Below are 16,360 nucleotides of genomic sequence, written 5' to 3' on the forward strand. Positions count from 1 at the left end.
TTCCCCCTATAAATTCTAATAGTGACAAGGAAAACTACAACCGATCCTGTTAAAACTAATGAATTATTGTAGTATAGCAGAGAATCAAGAATATAGACAGAGGATAATGATGTTAAATCAATATTTAATGGGTTTGGGGATTTTTCCCGTTTTATTATTTAATAATTTTACCCTAACTTTTGGCAATTATCAACCTCTGGCATATCAGACTATTGTTCAAAATAATACCATTGATGCAACGGCTTTATTTCAACAAGGCAAACAATATTATACTCAAGGACAATATGCTCAAGCCGCTGAAATTTTAGAACGGGCAATTTTAGGTTTTTCTCAAGCCGGAGATTGGGTAAATCAAGCGATCGCTTTAAGTAATCTCTCTTTGGTCTTTCAACAATTAGGACAATGGGAAAAAGCCGAAAATACCCTAGGGTCAAGTTTGGAATTAATTAATGATTCATCTTTTCCTAAAAAACCTTTGATTCTGGCTCAAATTTTAGAGATTCAAGGACAATTACAACTGACAAAAGGACAGCCCGAACAGGCAATTAAAACCTGGAAACAATCTTTTAAACTCTATGATCAAGCAGGAAATTGGTTAGGGAAAATTACGAATCAAATTAATCAATCCATTGCTTTACAGACTTTAGGACTTTATCGACAATCTTTAAAAACCTTAACAGAAGTCAACGAAAATCTAAAATCTCAACCGGATTCTTTAATTAAAGCAACGGCTTTATTAAGTTTAGGAAATACCTTAAAACAGGTCGGAGATTTAACAAATTCTCAAATAGTTTTACAACAAAGTTTGGAATTGGCTAAAACCTTAAATGATTCTCAATTATTAAGTAAAATTTATTTGAGTTTGGCTAATATTAATCGAATTCAGAATAATTTAGATTTGGCTTTAGAATATTATCAAAATTCCGCGAAAACCGCCCCGGATGATTTGGGAAAAATCTCAGCCTTAATTAATCAATATAGTTTGCTAATTGACTTAAATAAACAAACAGAAGCAGAAAGTTTATCTGATCAAATTAAATCTTTTCTTCCTCAAGTTCCTGTAAGTCGTAGTTTAATTTATGCTCAGGTTAATTTTACCAATTATTTACTTAAAGCCGAAACAAAATCAGATGCTAATTTTTCGGAAGTTATCACCTTGTTAAATAATGCTATTCAAGATGCTAAAAATTTACAAGATTTGCGAGCAGAATCCTACGCATTAGGAAGTTTAGGAAAATTTTATGAACAAAATCAACAACCCCTAGAAGCCCAAAAATTAACCGAAAAAGCCTTATTAATTGCCCAATCAATTAATGCCTCCGATATCGCCTATCAATGGCAATGGCAGTTAGGAAGACTCCTCAAACAACAAAATCAAAAAGAACGAGCGATCGCTGCCTATACAGAAGCCGTTAATAGCCTAAAATCCCTGAGAAAAGACCTAGTAGCCATTGACCAAAATGTGCAGTTTTCCTTTCGAGAAAGTGTGGAACCCGTCTATCGGGAATTAGTGGATTTAATCTTACAATCTCCCACTCAAGAAAACTTAAAAACCGCCAGAGAACTGATAGAATCCTTACAACTTGCAGAACTAGATAACTTCTTCCAAGAAGCCTGTTTAGATCAAGAAATTAAACCCCAACAAATTGATCAAATAGATTCGCAAGCCGCCGTAATATATCCAATTATTTTAGCCAATCGTTTAGAAGTAATTATCTCAATCCCTGATCAACCTTTAAAATACTATTCTACCCCCATTCCTCAAGCACAAGTGGAAAATACAGTGCGTAAATTACGGCTCTCATTTCAACCCATTTTTTCCACCAAAGAGCGTTTACAATTATCCCAACAGGTTTATGATTTGCTGATTCGTGCAGCCGAACCTGATCTCAAAAATAATTCGATTAAAACCTTAGTTTTTGTATTAGATGGTTCCCTGCGGAATATCCCCATGGCAGCCCTATATGATGGGAAAAAATATCTCGTTGAAACCTATAATTTAGCCCTAACTCCGGGCTTACAACTTCTAGCTTCTCGCTCCCTCAAACCGAATCAACTACAAACCTTAACCGTCGGACTCAGTGAAGCCCGCCAAGGATTTTCCGCCCTCCCTGCGGTGGCTTCAGAAATCCAAAAAATTCAAGAAAATATTCCCACAAAAGTTTTATTGAATCAACAATTTACCCGGGACGCGGTGCAACAACAAATTCAAAAAACCGCCTTTCCGATCGTACATTTAGCGACCCATGGACAATTTAGTTCTAAAGCCGAAGATACATTTTTATTAACTTGGGAAAGTCGAATTAATGTTAAAGATTTAGATAATCTGCTTCGCACTCGCCAACCCGGGGAACAAAACCCCGTGGAATTATTGGTTTTGAGTGCTTGCGAAACCGCCACCGGAGATCAACGGGCTGCTTTAGGTTTAGCGGGGGTAGCCGTGCGTTCGGGGGCGCGAAGTACCCTGGCGACCCTATGGCAAGTTAACGACACATCCACCGCCTCCTTGATGGCACAATTCTATCAAGAATTAATACAACCCCAAGTTACTAAAGCCCAAGCCCTGCGTCAAGCTCAGTTAAAGCTGTTACAACAGCCTCAATATCAAGATCCTTATTATTGGGCGCCCTTTGTTTTGGTGGGAAATTGGCAATAGATTATAACTCTAACCTTAAATGATTCAAGATTTCAGGGCGGTTGCTACCCTGATTTTCAGATGGGGTTTTGATAAAATTAAAATACTAGGTGCGTTACCCGGGACAGATTCATGTCAGACCCGTCTCGTTAAATCCAATTCCATCATTTATTGGTATTCTTTGGAGACTTATACTTTTATGCCACGGAAACATTTGCACCAACAATGGATTAGCCTGTCTCTCCTCACCCTGGTCGGAGGAGCTTTTCTTCCCCAACTGTCTGTTATCGCCCAGCCAGACAGTTCTGAGGGCATCCAAATCAGCATGGCCTTTGAACCCCCAGCCGGGGAAGGAATGCCTACCCGCACCGCCGGAGGAGGGTCTCGCGGTCAATGTCCTAACGTTGCTCAGGGAGTCAACCCCCCCTTAATGGCTTTAGTTCCGGCTTTTTCCACCCCGGCGAATAGCAAGGAAACGAATGTTAAAGGGTTGACTATGGCGGCAACTCCGACCTTCTTTTTCTATGTTCCTCAAATTCCCACCACTGAAGCGGCTTTTAGCCTCAAAGATCAAGACAACAACGATATTTACCAAACCAATATAGCAATTTCTGATCAACAGGGAATCGTCAGTATTCAACTTCCCCAAGACACCCCCGGATTAAAAGTGGGTCAAACCTATCGTTGGTCATTTGGGCTGATTTGTAATGCGGAAAAAAACACCGAACCTAAAGTTGTGTTTGTGACGGGGGAAATCAAAAGAACCGAACCGGATGCCAGCTTAACGGCAAAACTACAACAAGCCAAACCCTTAGAACAGGCTAAAATTTATGCTGAAAATGGGATTTGGTTTGAGAGTTTAGCCACCTTAGCAAAATTGCGTCAAACCCAACCTACTGATACCAATTTAACTCAGGAATGGAAACAACTTTTGGAATCCGTGGGTTTAGAAGCGATCGCTAATCAACCCTTTGTGAATGCCCTTGATAATTAATTAAGGTTAAACTCCCATGCAGTATGAAGTTATGAAACCCAAAAAAACCGCCTTCAGACTTCATACTTTAAGACTACGAGTTTCTTGGCAAGGACTGAAGTTATTCCGTTATTTATGGTTAAGTCCAGTGATAACCGCTTCAGTCATTGCCTTGCAAAGTACGGGTTTTTTACAACTTTTAGATTGGGCAACTTTTGATCAATTTGTCCGTTGGCGACCCCTGGAAGCTCCCGACCCTCGAATTGTGATTGTTACGATTGACGAACCGGATTTAAAAAAGCTCGGACAATGGCCGATTCCTGATGCTATTTTAGCAAAATTAATTAAAAAAATCAAGCAACAAAACCCCGTTTCCATTGGCTTAGATATCTATAGAAATTTACCCGTTGAACCCGGGAATAAAGATTTAGTTAATATTTTTAAAACTACTCCAAATTTAATCGGTGTAGAAAAGGTTGTTGAAGATCAAAATCGAGCATCTATTGAACCTCCACCTACATTAAAAGAAAAAGATCAAGTGGGGGCGGCGGATTTAATTTTAGATGCCGATGGCAAAATTCGCCGAGCATTATTATCAATAAAACCACCGGACAGTCCTACTATTCTTAATTTGGGCGCGAGACTTGCTCTAATGTATTTAGAAGCTCAAGGAGTGACCCCAGAAATGACGGAAAATCATCAGGTAAAATTAGGAAAAGCCGAATTTATTCGATTTACTGAAAATGATGGGGGTTATGTTCGCGCCGATGATAAGGGGTATCAAATCCTATTAAATTATCGCGGATCGCAGGATAATTTTAATAAAATTTCGATAACTGAGGTTTTAAATAATCAAATTCCCCCAGATCTTTTTAGAGATAAAATTGTATTAATTGGCCCCTTTGCTCAAAGTTTAAATGATTTATTTTTTACTCCCTATACCAGTAATTTATTTAGTATTAGCGATCGCACTCCCGGAGTAATTATTCATGCCAATATTGCCAGTAAAATTATTAGTAGTGCTTTAGATGGACGACCTTTAATTTATGTTTGGTCGGATCGAATGGAATGGTTTTGGGTCTTTGTTTGGTCAACTTTAGGCAGTAGTTTAGGCTGGGTTTATGGGGGAACCCGTTGGACAGTATATTGTTTGATTTTGGCAACTGGGGGTTTAATTCTGATTTCCTACGGAGCGTTTTTAAGTGGATGGTGGCTTCCTTTAATTTCTCCTCTATTAGCATTAGTGAGTTCGGGAATGGTAGTAACAGCTTATATTGCTAATGTTGAACGTCAAGATCGGAAAATGGTGATGACTTTATTTCAACGTTATGTGAATCCCAAAATTGCCGAAACTATTTGGCAAAATCGAGAGGATTTATTAGAAAAAGGTCAAATTATGGGACAGAAAATGACTGCTACTGTCCTATTTACTGATATTAGAGGATTTAGTACCATTGCGGAACAGATGGAACCTGCCCTGTTAATGGGTTGGTTAAATGAATATATGAATGCTATGGCTAATATTGTGTTTGAACATGATGGAGTTGTGGATAAATTTATGGGAGATGCTGTTATGGCCGTTTTTGGGGTTCCTATTCCTAGAAATTCTGATCAAGAAATTGCTCAAGATGCAACGGCGGCGGTATCCTGTGCTTTAGCGATGGGGGAAAAATTGCGATCGCTTAATCAACAATGGAAACAACAAAATCAACCCATAATTTCTATGAGAATTGGCATTGCGACCGGAATTGTTGTAACCGGAAGTTTGGGCAGTTCTCAAAGAATGGAATACACAACTTTAGGCGATAGTGTTAATATTGCCGCTCGTTTAGAAAGTTATGATAAATCGTTTGATAATCAAGGAATCTGTCGAATATTAATTAACGAAGAAACCCATCAACAAATTGATGGTAAGTTTCCGACTTGTTATGTCGGTCGGGTTCAATTACACGGACGTCAACAGTTAATTAATATTTATCAAGTCCTAAATGATTAAAATTTTGTTGTTGCCCGTTGTTGCCCGTTGTTGCGCTTCAGCGCAATCTTTATAAAAGTGCTCATCCCAACAACCAACTTTTAATTGGGATTAAAAGGAGTAGATTTCCCCCCCAACGCTTCCACAATCGTTTTAGTATTCTTAACCAACATTTTAATATAGGTTTCGCCTTCACTCCCCGGAGCGCCAATAGAATCAGAATATAACTGCTCTGGAGCTAATTTAACCCCCGATTCTTCGGCAACCGTTGTAATTAATTGAGGGTTAATAGTAGTTTCTGCAAAAATAGCTGGAACTCCCGCTTTTTGAATCGAATTAGCTAAGGTTTTAACAGTTTTCGCACTCGGTTGTTCCTCCGTACTAATCCCAATTAATGTCCCAATAATCTCTAATCCGTAGCCATGGGCATAATATTGAAACGCATCATGAGTTGTGACTAACTTTCGGTTTTCAGGGGGAATTGTGGCAATTTGTTCTTGAATCCAAATATCTAATTTAGTTAACTCCTGGGTTAATTTCGCAGCATTATTAGTAAAAATATCCCGATCTTCAGGAGACAAAATAATTAACTCATCCCTAATTTTATTCGCCATTAAAATAGCATTTTTAGCCGTTCCCCAAACATGAGGATCGGGTTGTTTTTGTCCTTTATATTCAAAATCCAAAGGTTTAACCACTTCCCCCACCGCTACTTTTTTTCCCTGAGTTCCCGCCGCCCTAATTAACTTAATTAATCCCGGTTCCAAATCATAACCATTATAAAAAATTAAATCCGCTTTTTCCAAAGCAATACTATTTTGAGGAACAGGTTCATAAACATGGGGATCTGTACCCGGTTTTAAAATTCCAAGATGTTCAATTTCATCCCCAGCAATCTGTTCGGTTAAGTCCGCAATAATGGTACTCGTAGATACAACTTTCGGTTGATTACTCTCAACAGAATCATCTGTTTTTCCTTGAGTACAACTGCTTAATCCGGTTAACAGAATCCCGAAAAAAATCCCCCAAAACTGAATAGGAAAGGCTTTTTGAGTCATGGTTGGTGAGATCATTATAGGGTTTTCATAATATTTTCATTTTTATGATAGACTATAAAAAATCATCCTCCCCAACTCGCGCCTAAAAAACACACAGGAACGCCGATGAACATTATCGAATTCCCCCATTTTAACCCAGCCTTAACCCTTGAGCACCTTAGCGTCAACTATCGCGGGGTAGAAGCATTGCGAGATGTCTGTTTAACGCTCCAACCCGGACGACTGACGGGAATTATTGGGCCGAATGGTGCGGGAAAAAGTACCTTGATGAAGGCAATGTTAGGGTTAATTCCGATGGAAACAGGTGCGGTGGTTTATGAGGGAAAACCCCTGACTCAGCAACGTCAACGGGTCGCCTATGTTCCCCAGCGATCGCAAATTGACTGGGACTATCCGGCAACGGTTTGGGATATTGTGATGATGGGGAGAGTTCGGAAAACCGGGTGGTTGCGTCCTTTTTCGGGGGTGAGTCGTCGCATCGCTACCCAAGCGTTAGAAAGGGTGGGAATGGTTGAATATAAACATCGTCCCATTGGTCAACTGTCTGGCGGTCAACAACAGCGTGTATTTTTAGCCCGATCTTTAGCCCAGGAAGCGGAAATTTTCTGTTTTGATGAACCTTTTGTGGGGATTGATCAAAAAACCGAAGCGGTGATTTTTAGTTTATTTCGAGAGTTAGCCCAATCGGGTAAAATTGTAATTGTGATTAACCATGATTTGGGGGAATCCATTATTAATTTTGATGATTTGGTTCTCCTCAATCAAGAAGTAATTGCCATGGGAAATCGTCAACAGGTTTTGAAAGAAGATTATCTACAACAAGCCTATGGCGGAAAGGTATTTTTCTTTTCGGAAAATGTAGCTTAATTGATTCTAGGATGCCAGAACTGCTTTACAGTTAACAGTCAACCATCATCAGTTAACTGTCAACTTCTCTTAATACAACCGACTTAAAACATAATCTGCTAAACCGATTAAGCACGACCGAGATTCACAAGTTTGAAAAGATTCCAAATACTTGACCGCTTGTTGGGCATGATGGGCAGCCAATTCCCGAGAGCGTTGAATCCCTGAGCTATCTTTAATTAAGGTCAAAGCCTGTTCTAAATCTTCTTGATCGGTAAATTCTCCCTCAATTAAAGTTTCCAGGTAGGGTTTTTCTTCTAAAGCATAAAGAGTGGGTGCAGTTAAATTTCCACTTTTGAGATCGGATGCTGCGGGTTTACCTAATTCCTCGGTTGAACCCGTAAAATCCAGAATATCATCGACAATTTGAAAAGCTAAACCTAGATGGCGACCATAGTTGTATAAATCTTCGGTCTGTTGCTGAGAAACTTCACTCAAAACACCTGCCGCTTTGGAACTATTCGCAATCAAAGAAGCCGTTTTATAATAACTTTTTTCTAGGTAGGCTTCAATGGATAACCCTGTATCAAACCGATTTAGACCCTGTTGAATTTCTCCTTCTGCTAAATTCATAATCACCTGGGACAACAATTTCACGACTTCCAGGTTATCCAAATTGGCTAAATACCAAGAAGATTGGGCAAAGAGAAAGTCTCCAGCTAATACCGCAACTCGGTTATTAAATAAACTATGAACCGTGGGAACTCCCCGACGCATTTCAGAATCGTCCACAACATCATCATGGACAAGACTGGCGGTATGGATCATTTCTGTGATTTCTGCTAACCTCCGGTGCTTCAGGCTAATATTTTGATCGGGCGTTGTCATTCGGGAAATTAACAGGACAATCGCAGGACGTACCCGTTTCCCTTTGACACTAAACAGGTGTTCTGCGGCAGCATACAAAATTGGATGTCGCGCACCGACAAGCTGTTTTAAGTTATCGGTCAACTGCCGCAGGTCTGCTTCAACTGGCGAAAATAGAAGAGTTTGCGATGTCATGGATTAGCCAACTCAGGCGTTGAGTTAACAAAATTTTACATATTATAGTCTAATTTTAATCTGTTTCGGATCGGGGGATCGGATTTTGGTGAAAATCTCCCGCCGAAAATCCGGCGTTACCCTGGGCAATCCTCCGAAATTTAAGGGTTTAAGTCCTCACCGTTAACCCTTGATTAACGTCGTTTTCAGTCCTTTTACCCCCGCTTGCCCCGGCTATCTTTTTCGAGCTAAGTCAGTCACTCCGATCCTGAAAAAAATTTCTGTGAATACTCCCCATTCTCTAATTTTTATGCTATCTTAAGGACAAGAGTTTAAATGATTCTATACATTAGGACGACGGGTCTAGCGACTGGGTTCAAGAAAATCTATCGCCACCTAATTAATCTATTGGCTTCAGGATAGCTGTTGGTGATTCTTGACGAGTTTCTGACTTTGTTCTAGTCAATGGGCTGTCCGTGACATCGGTGAGGGAGTCCCTATTTAGGGTTTGATCAGAAAATCCTAGGTCTTCGTTTGGGGAGTCTTTTGCTGGGTTTCAGTGTGGGCAATATTCCCAGGGAATGAGAATTTCCCGTAGAAATCTTTAGTTTATGGGTAACAAGAGCGTTGGCGGTTGCGATCGTCTGTTGGCCTAATGTAGCGGGTTTTAAACTTCTGTTAGTGCTCCTCCTCCTATATCTTCGGGCCGAATCATCATGCTTTATAACGATATGCCTTTGATTATCCCGGTTCTAGCCGCGGGTTATGTTTTAATGATTTATTTGCTTTTAGCCCTGGCTAAGTATACAACAAATATCTCTCTTAAATCGGTGATCGGTAAACAGTAATCAGTTTTTTGGCTCTAGTTTTTAGCCCAAAATTTATCTAATCGCTGATTGTAGCAGAGAACACCGCAACACCGCAACAAAACCGTCGAAAAAAAGACTTCACCCCCTAGGTTTGAGGATCAGATTAGTGGTAGAGACGTGCCAGTAGCGCGCCTCTACACTGATTACTGATTGCTGACGATCAGGGGTTCGATCGCGGGCAGGGTGGTGGCTTCTACTGCGGGAGTGAATCCCAACCACTGCACCGAAAGATCTGCAAACTGTTGAGGGCAGCCACTCACACAAAACCTTGTGGGTTTGGGGGGCTGGGTATTCCGCATTCCTAACAGTTCCAATTCCTTAGCGGCAGCTTTAACTAAGGAAACCGCCGGGTCAACTAACTGAACCTGAGTCGGAAGAATTGAGCGCAACACCGGGGCTAAATGGGGATAATGGGTACAGCCATAAATTAGAGTATCAATCTGCTGCTGAATTAACGGGGTTAAATATTCCCGTGCCACTTGATAGGTATAAGGATCATGAATCCGGTTTTGTTCAATGAGGGGAACAAATTCTGGACAGCCCACTTGCCAGACTTGAACCGACGGATCGGTTTCTTGAATCGCATGGCGGTAGGCATTACTGGCAGCCGTGGCGGGGGTGGCAATCACTCCAATCCGTTTTCCTTGTCGCACCGCTGCTTGCGCGCCCGGGAGAATGAGTCCCAGGATAGGAATATCAAATTCATCTTGAACTGTTTCTAGGGCTAGGGCGGAACTGGTGTTACAGGCCATGAGAATCATTTTGGCGTCCTGTTGCATCGCCCAAAGAATAATCGGACGGACAAACTGTAAGATTTCCTCTTGTGAACGGGTTCCATAGGGCAAGTGCGCCGTATCTCCAAAGTACAGAACGGATTCATTCGGAAGTTGGCGGTACAGTTCCCTTAAAACCGTTAATCCCCCCACACCACTATCAAATATTGCGATTCTTTTTTGTCGATTGTCCGTTGTCATGGGTTAAAAATCTGTCTTTGATTGTCTGTTATCGATGGTGGATAGCTCAGTTGTCAAGTCTATTGATGGTTTGAAGCCAAGTATCCTTGCCCCGACCTACCCTACTGCATTACTTCTCACAATTCAATAACCGATGCCGGAAACCCAACAGCTAAATTTGTTAGCTCAATTTGTTGCAAGTCAAAGTCATTACGAGTATGATATAAAAAGACAAGAACAAGGAGAATAGACTCCATGCAGGTTAAAGAAATTCCTCTCCGGCAGATTCGTCGTCCCCTGCCCCGGCAGACTGATCAAGCTAAAGTAGAACTATTAATGCAATCGATTCGAGAAATTGGGTTGCAAGAACCGATTGATGTTTTAGAAGTAGAGGGGAAATATTACGGGTTTTCTGGGTGTCATCGATATGAAGCCTGTACAAAATTAGGGTTAGAAACCATTCGTTGTAATGTGCGCCAAGCACCCCGTTCTATTCTGCAAAAACATCTGGCTTGAGATAGATTTAGAGAGATAAAAAATCTGATATAGTTCAAGTAATTTCCTGTGTATTTTGCAATTTTTTATTCGTCTAATAAAACCCTTAAAGGAGCTTTTTCAATCATGGTAACAACCAACCGCAAACAACGTATTTATGCAACTCGGATTGATTTACCCGAAACAACTCGCGCCGAAGTAATCAATATTCTCAATCACAGTTTAGCCACAACCTTAGACTTAAAAACCCAAGTCAAACAAGCCCACTGGAATGTCAAAGGGATTAATTTCTATCAATTGCATTTACTATTTGATGAAATGGCAACGGAATTAGAAGGATATGTGGATTTAATTGCCGAACGGGCAACGGCTTTGGGGGGGACAGCCATGGGAACGGCTCGGATGGCAGTTGCCGATACAATTTTACCGGAATTTCCCTTGGATCTGGCTAATGATAAAGATTATGTGGTGGCTTTAGCCGATCGCTATGCTCCTTATGGCAAAATGGTTCGAGAAGCCATTGATAAAACAAGCGGATTAGGAGACGCGGATACAGTCGATTTGTATACTGGAATTTCCCGCGCCATTGATCAGCGCTTGTGGTTCTTAGAATCCCATTTACAAGGCAATTAAAGAGCCGTCAATGGTAGATAACTCGTTCAATCAAACTTAAAATGAGTGAATCTGCGTTGCCCGATTATACTCCCCAGTTGCAGGAATTAATGCAACGGGCAGGGGTTTCTAGCCTAGAAGAACTCAGTCAAAAAGCCAGGGTTTCCCCGTTGCAGATTATTCGACTGCGACGGGGACTTGCACTGCAAACCCCTGTGGGTATTTTGCTGAAAATTAGCCAAGGTTTAAAGATTTCCCTGACCGAACTTCTATCCGTGTTTGCTCCGGGTGCTGTCCCTGATCAGGAAAAAGCCTCTGGAGGGAATTTAGAACAGGAATATCAACGTTTACAAACCCAGATAGAAGAACAACGATCTGTATTGCTGGAGGAATGGAGACGAGAAAGTCTGCACACCCTGGAGTCCTGGCTGTTGCAATGGCCAACGGTGGTGCATCGGGTTCAAGAAAATCCCCAACTCCCGGCGGTCAAATTATTACGTTTTGTAAGTCCGGTCGAGCAACTGATGGCAGAATGGGGAGTAGAAGCGATCGCACCCGTCGGGGCAGAAGTTGCCTATGATCCCCATCTTCATCAACTTTTGGAGGGAACGGCTCACCCCGGACAACAGGTGATGGTGCGATATACGGGATACCGACAAGGAAGCAAACTTCTCTATCGGGCTAAGGTTAGTCGAGTATAGGCGTGTTCAAGTTAAACGGACGGATTTGGCACGGAGTTCAACTCAAAGCTATACTAACGGAGTCGAGCGAGTCTTATGGAGGGTTCAACCCTTAAAAAACTATGAGTTCTGATGTTAAAATTCTTAAACCGAACGGGATTTTAGATGGCACTAAAGCGAGTCAATTTCGGCAGGATATTGTTGCTTTAGTTGAAAAAGGTGCCAAGACCATATTAATTGACTTCCAAGATGTCACATTTATGGATAGTTCTGGCTTGGGTGCATTGGTCTTGGCTTTGAAAGCAGTCAGATCGGCTGGAAGTCGATTATTTGTTTGTTCTATTAATGAACAAATTAGGATTTTATTTGAACTGACCAGCATGGATCGGGTGTTCGAGATTTTTGAAAACCAAGAGAAATTTTTGGAAGTGATTGAAAGCTAACCTGATGCGATTGATTAAATAATGCGGGGTGAAAACGGGGGTTGATCTGAATTGATGCAGATTGGTGTTTCCCAATTTCACCCTCAAGTCGATTATCCATTTTAGTTAGAACCCATGGGTAATCATTCTTGACCAAGTATCAATCAAAACTTACTTTTAGTAAGGAAAAATCATCATCAAAGGGATTATTGGCATTGTACTTTTTAACCGTGTTTAATACTGCTTCTAAAGTGTTGGATTCTAAATGATTGTATTCGGTTAAAATTTGAGCAAATCCATCTAAACCTAACATTGTATTTTCCGGTTGCTGGATTTCATAAACTCCGTCACTAAAAATATAAAGATTACTGAATTCTTCAATATTATGGGTCGCATCTATATATTCAGCTTCTAAAAACATTCCCACGGGCATTCCCCGGGTTTTTAACATTTCAATTTTAAGATTTTTGGGATCTTTTCCAGTCAACAAAATAGCGGGGGGATGACCGGCACTAGAATACAATAATTGTCGAGTTGAAAAATCATAAACTCCATACCAAATTGTAAAGTATTTATCATTTTGGTAGGTCATTTGAAAGGTAGTATTTAAGGCTTTTAAAACGTTACTGGGTTGATAATAATTAATATTAGGAATTGCCCTAGATCGGAGTAAATTCAGCACGGAAACCGAAGGGAGTGCCGCCTTTAATCCATGTCCTGATGTATCTAATAAATAAATGGATAAATGGTCAGAATCCAGCCAATAATAATCAAAGGAGTCACCGCCTAATTGACGAGAAGGAATAAATTTAGTATCAATTCTGATTGGTTCGGTCAAGGGTTCAGGCAGGAGCGATCGCACATATTCCGCGGCTTCTGCGAGTTCAGCTTCAATGCGTTGTTTTTGAGTTTGTAGATCTTGACTCAATTGATGTAATCTCAATCCTGCCCGAACTCTAGCATAGAGTTCATTCATTTCAATGGGTTTAGAAATAAAATCATCAGCCCCCGCATCCAACCCCGTAACCCGATCAGAAACCGAACCCAAAGAAGTTAATAAAAAAAACTGTGTTGTTGATAATTCGGGGGTAGCTTTAATTTGACGACAGACCTCAATTCCCGTGAGTCTGGGCATGATCCAATCACAAATAATTAATGCTGGACATAGTTCTTTAGCCTGTTGTACGCCTTCTTCACCATTGGTAGCCACGCTGACATCATAACCCTGTTTCTTCAGCGTTCTTTTAAGAAGTTCTAAAATGGCAACATCATCATCGATAACCAGAATTTTAAACATGAGTGTTGAGGTACGTCGGTACACCAGATGAGGGTAATCAAGGCCAAGTTAAGACTTTGCTCTTTGAGTATAGTCTAATGGAAAGCTTGACTGAATTTGAGACTGAAGGAATTTATAATAATGTTCAGTTAATTCGCTGTGATGTTAGAGCAGTAATTTAAGCTGATATTAGTTTTGATCCATAGAAGGTCAGTTTAATTTCCAAGGAAGGCGTTTTAACTCCTGAATAGGTTGATTTTGCTTCAACTTCACAATTGCGGGTACTCTGTGTGCAAACAATCATTTTACTTGATTTAGCACAATTGCGGTTCCACCGAACTACAAAACTTTCTAAAAATGCAGTAAGGTATAGGAAGACTCAACGGGCGATCGCTCAGTTAAACCAGATAGGTCGTCAATCCCAGGCTGAAGTACAGGTTCAACCTAGATAACTTGGGTTTTAACTTCCGTTGTATGATCATAAAGTCCGTGGAAGTCTAATGATTCTTCATCCCTAATACTCTTGAAGATTTAGGGAGTCAGTCAAACTTATTGTGATTGAATAAGAGGGTTTAAAACCATTGCCATTACCCCAAACTACTCCACTTCAAGTTCCCTCTAGCCTAGATAGTCTAGCTAAGGTTTTGTCTTGGTTTGATCAACTGTATCAGTCCTTTATTCCTAAATCCGTTTGGCTACGCTGTCAGTTAGCTTTAGCCGAGGGATTTACCAATGCTGTTCGTCATGCTCACAAGGGATGTTCTTCCGATTTGCAAATTGATTTAGAAGTCACAATTTTAGATGAACAAGTTGAAATTCGGATCTGGGATTTAGGAAGTCCTTTTGATTTAATGAAACACATCAAGGATATTCCCATGGATATTGATCACCATTCAGGAGGAGGAAGGGGTTTAAAATTAATGCGCGATATTGCGGACTATTTAAGTTATGATCACGGTGAAGATGGACGAAATTGTCTATTAATTATTAAGCAATTTTAAACTGATAACTGATCACGGGTACAGACGCGCCCGGGCGTGCGAGATGCCGAAGGCTATTGGCACGTCTCTACTGATAACTGATAGGTTCAGGCTTCAATAATCCATGAAGAATTTGGGTGGGCGGGTTTTGATGGGGCCAGGCAAAGGCATGACGGAAGGCCGCTTGTTGACAATCTTCTAATTGTTCAAATTCTATAATATCGAGGGTTAATAAATTTTCGTATTCAAAGGGTAAACGAACATTATGTAATCCGGCGTTATCGGTACAAATTGCAATATCAACCCCGGCATCAAAACAGCGTTCAAAAACAATTTTTAATTGCTGAATATCCTTGAGAGTTCCGGTTTTGATATAAGTCGTCGGACAAACTTCTAAACATTGGTTATTTCTGGCTAATTCCGGTAATAATTCAGGATATAATAAGGGAATTTGAATTCCGTGACCAATTCGCATCAAATAGGGCAATAATTCAGGATAACAACCTTCCGGGGTTTCATATAAATGTCCGGTGGTTTTTAAGCCCAAGGATAGGGCATATTTGTATAAATTGATAAATTCATCCAACCGTTGACCATAATGATTATCCCCTCCGGCGATATCAATGGCACAAACATATTGGGGCATTTGGGCTGCTAAATCAATAATAGCTCGATTGACTTCCAAGGGAAGTCGGGTGTGCATACATAAAATTTGGCTGGTGATAATTGGAGTATTACTAAGTTGACTGGCTTTTCCGACGACTTCCACAATTTCAGCCATACAGTCAATTCTTTGGGACTGACTTAGATGTTCTGGAGTTCGTAAATAGGGGGTATAACGTAATTCTAAATAGGCTAAATTTTCAAAAGTATAAGCACCCCGCATCAACCGATAAATAAAATAGGGGAGGGTTTCAACGGTCTGCACACTTTCAACCAGGGTATGCAGTTCTAAATATTCATCTAAGGTATTGCGGGGTTTGGTATAAAAATCTTCAAACCGTTCATATTCTGCAAAACCTTGGGTGAACTGAGGGTTATGACGTTGGAAATACCGCCACAGAATACGCGGTACAACTGAACCCCCTAAATGGCGATGTAACTCGGCGTGTAACGGCATAATAGTGGCTCTTAAAATTAAGGTTAACACCGGGACTATCGCAGATCAGTTTGAATGTTTCTTGGCTAACAATATAAACCGATCCTGATATTGACTAACAACGATAGCACAGACATAAAAAAATATGGGGTCAAAGCTAGTATTTTTATGAAGATTATTGTTTTTTAGGATAATCAACCAAAACCTATTTTTTTTGTTATAATAAAACGTTGGATAAAAATGTAGCGAGTCTTCTAAACAGGTTGTAATCCTTTGAGAATTTAAACCATCTATAGCACTCCTAAATAGGTTGTAATATTTTAATACTGACATGAAACAGCCAGAAGTATTACTCCTATTACCCATTACCCATTAAGCTGTTGTGCATTTAAACTGCATATTTTAGAGGCTGAAACCCCTTACTGGCTTGGATAGCCTCGAAAATT

Annotated in this window: 15 protein-coding genes; 10 read left to right on the top strand and 5 right to left on the bottom strand. The window is 40.4% G+C overall.

Annotation, left to right across the window (positions count from 1 at the left end; translation table 11 throughout):
* Nucleotides 1-106 precede the first annotated feature (106 nt).
* The 3 genes from PL9631_RS24340 (at nucleotide 107) to PL9631_RS24350 (ending at nucleotide 5,604) form a co-directional block, all read left to right on the top strand.
* The gene (locus PL9631_RS24340) at nucleotides 107-2,656 is read left to right on the top strand and encodes a CHAT domain-containing protein (protein ID WP_231516847.1); all 2,550 of its coding nucleotides are present in this window, start codon (nucleotides 107-109) and stop codon (nucleotides 2,654-2,656) included.
* A 178-nt stretch (nucleotides 2,657-2,834) separates the two neighbouring features.
* Entirely contained in the window at nucleotides 2,835-3,629 is a 795-nt protein-coding gene (locus PL9631_RS24345; protein WP_083624478.1) for a DUF928 domain-containing protein, read from the top strand.
* Nucleotides 3,630-3,645: 16 nt separating this feature from the next.
* Nucleotides 3,646-5,604 (top strand): CHASE2 domain-containing protein, encoded by a 1,959-nt coding sequence (locus PL9631_RS24350; RefSeq protein WP_083624449.1) that lies wholly within the window; start codon nucleotides 3,646-3,648, stop codon nucleotides 5,602-5,604.
* Nucleotides 5,605-5,684: 80 nt separating this feature from the next.
* On the opposite strand, the gene PL9631_RS24355 is transcribed toward PL9631_RS24350, so the two are convergent.
* Complete coding sequence (locus tag PL9631_RS24355) at nucleotides 5,685-6,656, bottom strand: metal ABC transporter solute-binding protein, Zn/Mn family (RefSeq protein WP_231516848.1); 972 nt, start codon at nucleotides 6,654-6,656, stop codon at nucleotides 5,685-5,687.
* 90 nt (nucleotides 6,657-6,746) lie between these two features.
* Here PL9631_RS24355 and PL9631_RS24360 point away from each other — a divergent pair, with 90 nt between their 5' ends.
* Nucleotides 6,747-7,508 carry a metal ABC transporter ATP-binding protein gene (locus PL9631_RS24360; RefSeq protein WP_083624453.1) on the top strand — a complete coding sequence of 254 codons (762 nt, stop codon included), beginning with the start codon at nucleotides 6,747-6,749 and terminating at the stop codon, nucleotides 7,506-7,508.
* Between the two features lie 69 nt (nucleotides 7,509-7,577).
* On the opposite strand, the gene sds is transcribed toward PL9631_RS24360, so the two are convergent.
* The gene (gene sds / locus PL9631_RS24365; RefSeq protein WP_083624454.1) at nucleotides 7,578-8,549 is read right to left on the bottom strand and encodes a solanesyl diphosphate synthase; all 972 of its coding nucleotides are present in this window, start codon (nucleotides 8,547-8,549) and stop codon (nucleotides 7,578-7,580) included.
* 991 nt (nucleotides 8,550-9,540) lie between these two features.
* Nucleotides 9,541-10,371, bottom strand: a complete 831-nt coding sequence (gene murI / locus PL9631_RS24370; protein WP_083624456.1) for a glutamate racemase — start codon at nucleotides 10,369-10,371, stop codon at nucleotides 9,541-9,543.
* Nucleotides 10,372-10,605: 234 nt separating this feature from the next.
* Between murI and PL9631_RS24375 the strand changes: the two genes are divergently transcribed.
* From PL9631_RS24375 to PL9631_RS24390, 4 genes are all read left to right on the top strand, one after another.
* A complete protein-coding gene (locus tag PL9631_RS24375; RefSeq protein WP_083624458.1) occupies nucleotides 10,606-10,866 on the top strand; it encodes a ParB N-terminal domain-containing protein in 261 nt (86 codons plus the stop codon).
* A gap of 105 nt (nucleotides 10,867-10,971) precedes the next feature.
* Nucleotides 10,972-11,478, top strand: coding sequence for a DNA starvation/stationary phase protection protein Dps (gene dps / locus PL9631_RS24380; RefSeq protein WP_083624459.1), 507 nt, complete (start codon nucleotides 10,972-10,974; stop codon nucleotides 11,476-11,478).
* Between the two features lie 41 nt (nucleotides 11,479-11,519).
* The gene (locus PL9631_RS24385; RefSeq protein WP_083624461.1) at nucleotides 11,520-12,158 is read left to right on the top strand and encodes a helix-turn-helix domain-containing protein; all 639 of its coding nucleotides are present in this window, start codon (nucleotides 11,520-11,522) and stop codon (nucleotides 12,156-12,158) included.
* A 101-nt stretch (nucleotides 12,159-12,259) separates the two neighbouring features.
* Nucleotides 12,260-12,580: an STAS domain-containing protein gene (locus PL9631_RS24390; RefSeq protein WP_083624462.1), complete on the top strand. Its 321-nt coding sequence runs from the start codon at nucleotides 12,260-12,262 to the stop codon at nucleotides 12,578-12,580.
* Nucleotides 12,581-12,719: 139 nt separating this feature from the next.
* Here PL9631_RS24390 and PL9631_RS24395 read toward each other — a convergent pair whose 3' ends face one another.
* Nucleotides 12,720-13,856, bottom strand: coding sequence for a PP2C family protein-serine/threonine phosphatase (locus PL9631_RS24395; protein WP_083624464.1), 1,137 nt, complete (start codon nucleotides 13,854-13,856; stop codon nucleotides 12,720-12,722).
* A 269-nt stretch (nucleotides 13,857-14,125) separates the two neighbouring features.
* Between PL9631_RS24395 and PL9631_RS24400 the strand changes: the two genes are divergently transcribed.
* Complete coding sequence (locus PL9631_RS24400; RefSeq protein ID WP_156090694.1) at nucleotides 14,126-14,287, top strand: hypothetical protein; 162 nt, start codon at nucleotides 14,126-14,128, stop codon at nucleotides 14,285-14,287.
* Nucleotides 14,288-14,416: 129 nt separating this feature from the next.
* The gene (locus tag PL9631_RS24405) at nucleotides 14,417-14,836 is read left to right on the top strand and encodes an ATP-binding protein (RefSeq protein WP_083624466.1); all 420 of its coding nucleotides are present in this window, start codon (nucleotides 14,417-14,419) and stop codon (nucleotides 14,834-14,836) included.
* 67 nt (nucleotides 14,837-14,903) lie between these two features.
* Here the strand turns inward: PL9631_RS24405 and PL9631_RS24410 are convergent, their stop codons facing one another.
* Complete coding sequence (locus PL9631_RS24410; protein WP_083624480.1) at nucleotides 14,904-15,935, bottom strand: adenosine deaminase; 1,032 nt, start codon at nucleotides 15,933-15,935, stop codon at nucleotides 14,904-14,906.
* Between the last annotated feature and the right edge of the window lie 425 nt (nucleotides 15,936-16,360).

The organism is Planktothrix paucivesiculata PCC 9631, from assembly GCF_900009265.2.
In the GTDB taxonomy this organism is placed as follows: domain Bacteria; phylum Cyanobacteriota; class Cyanobacteriia; order Cyanobacteriales; family Microcoleaceae; genus Planktothrix; species Planktothrix paucivesiculata.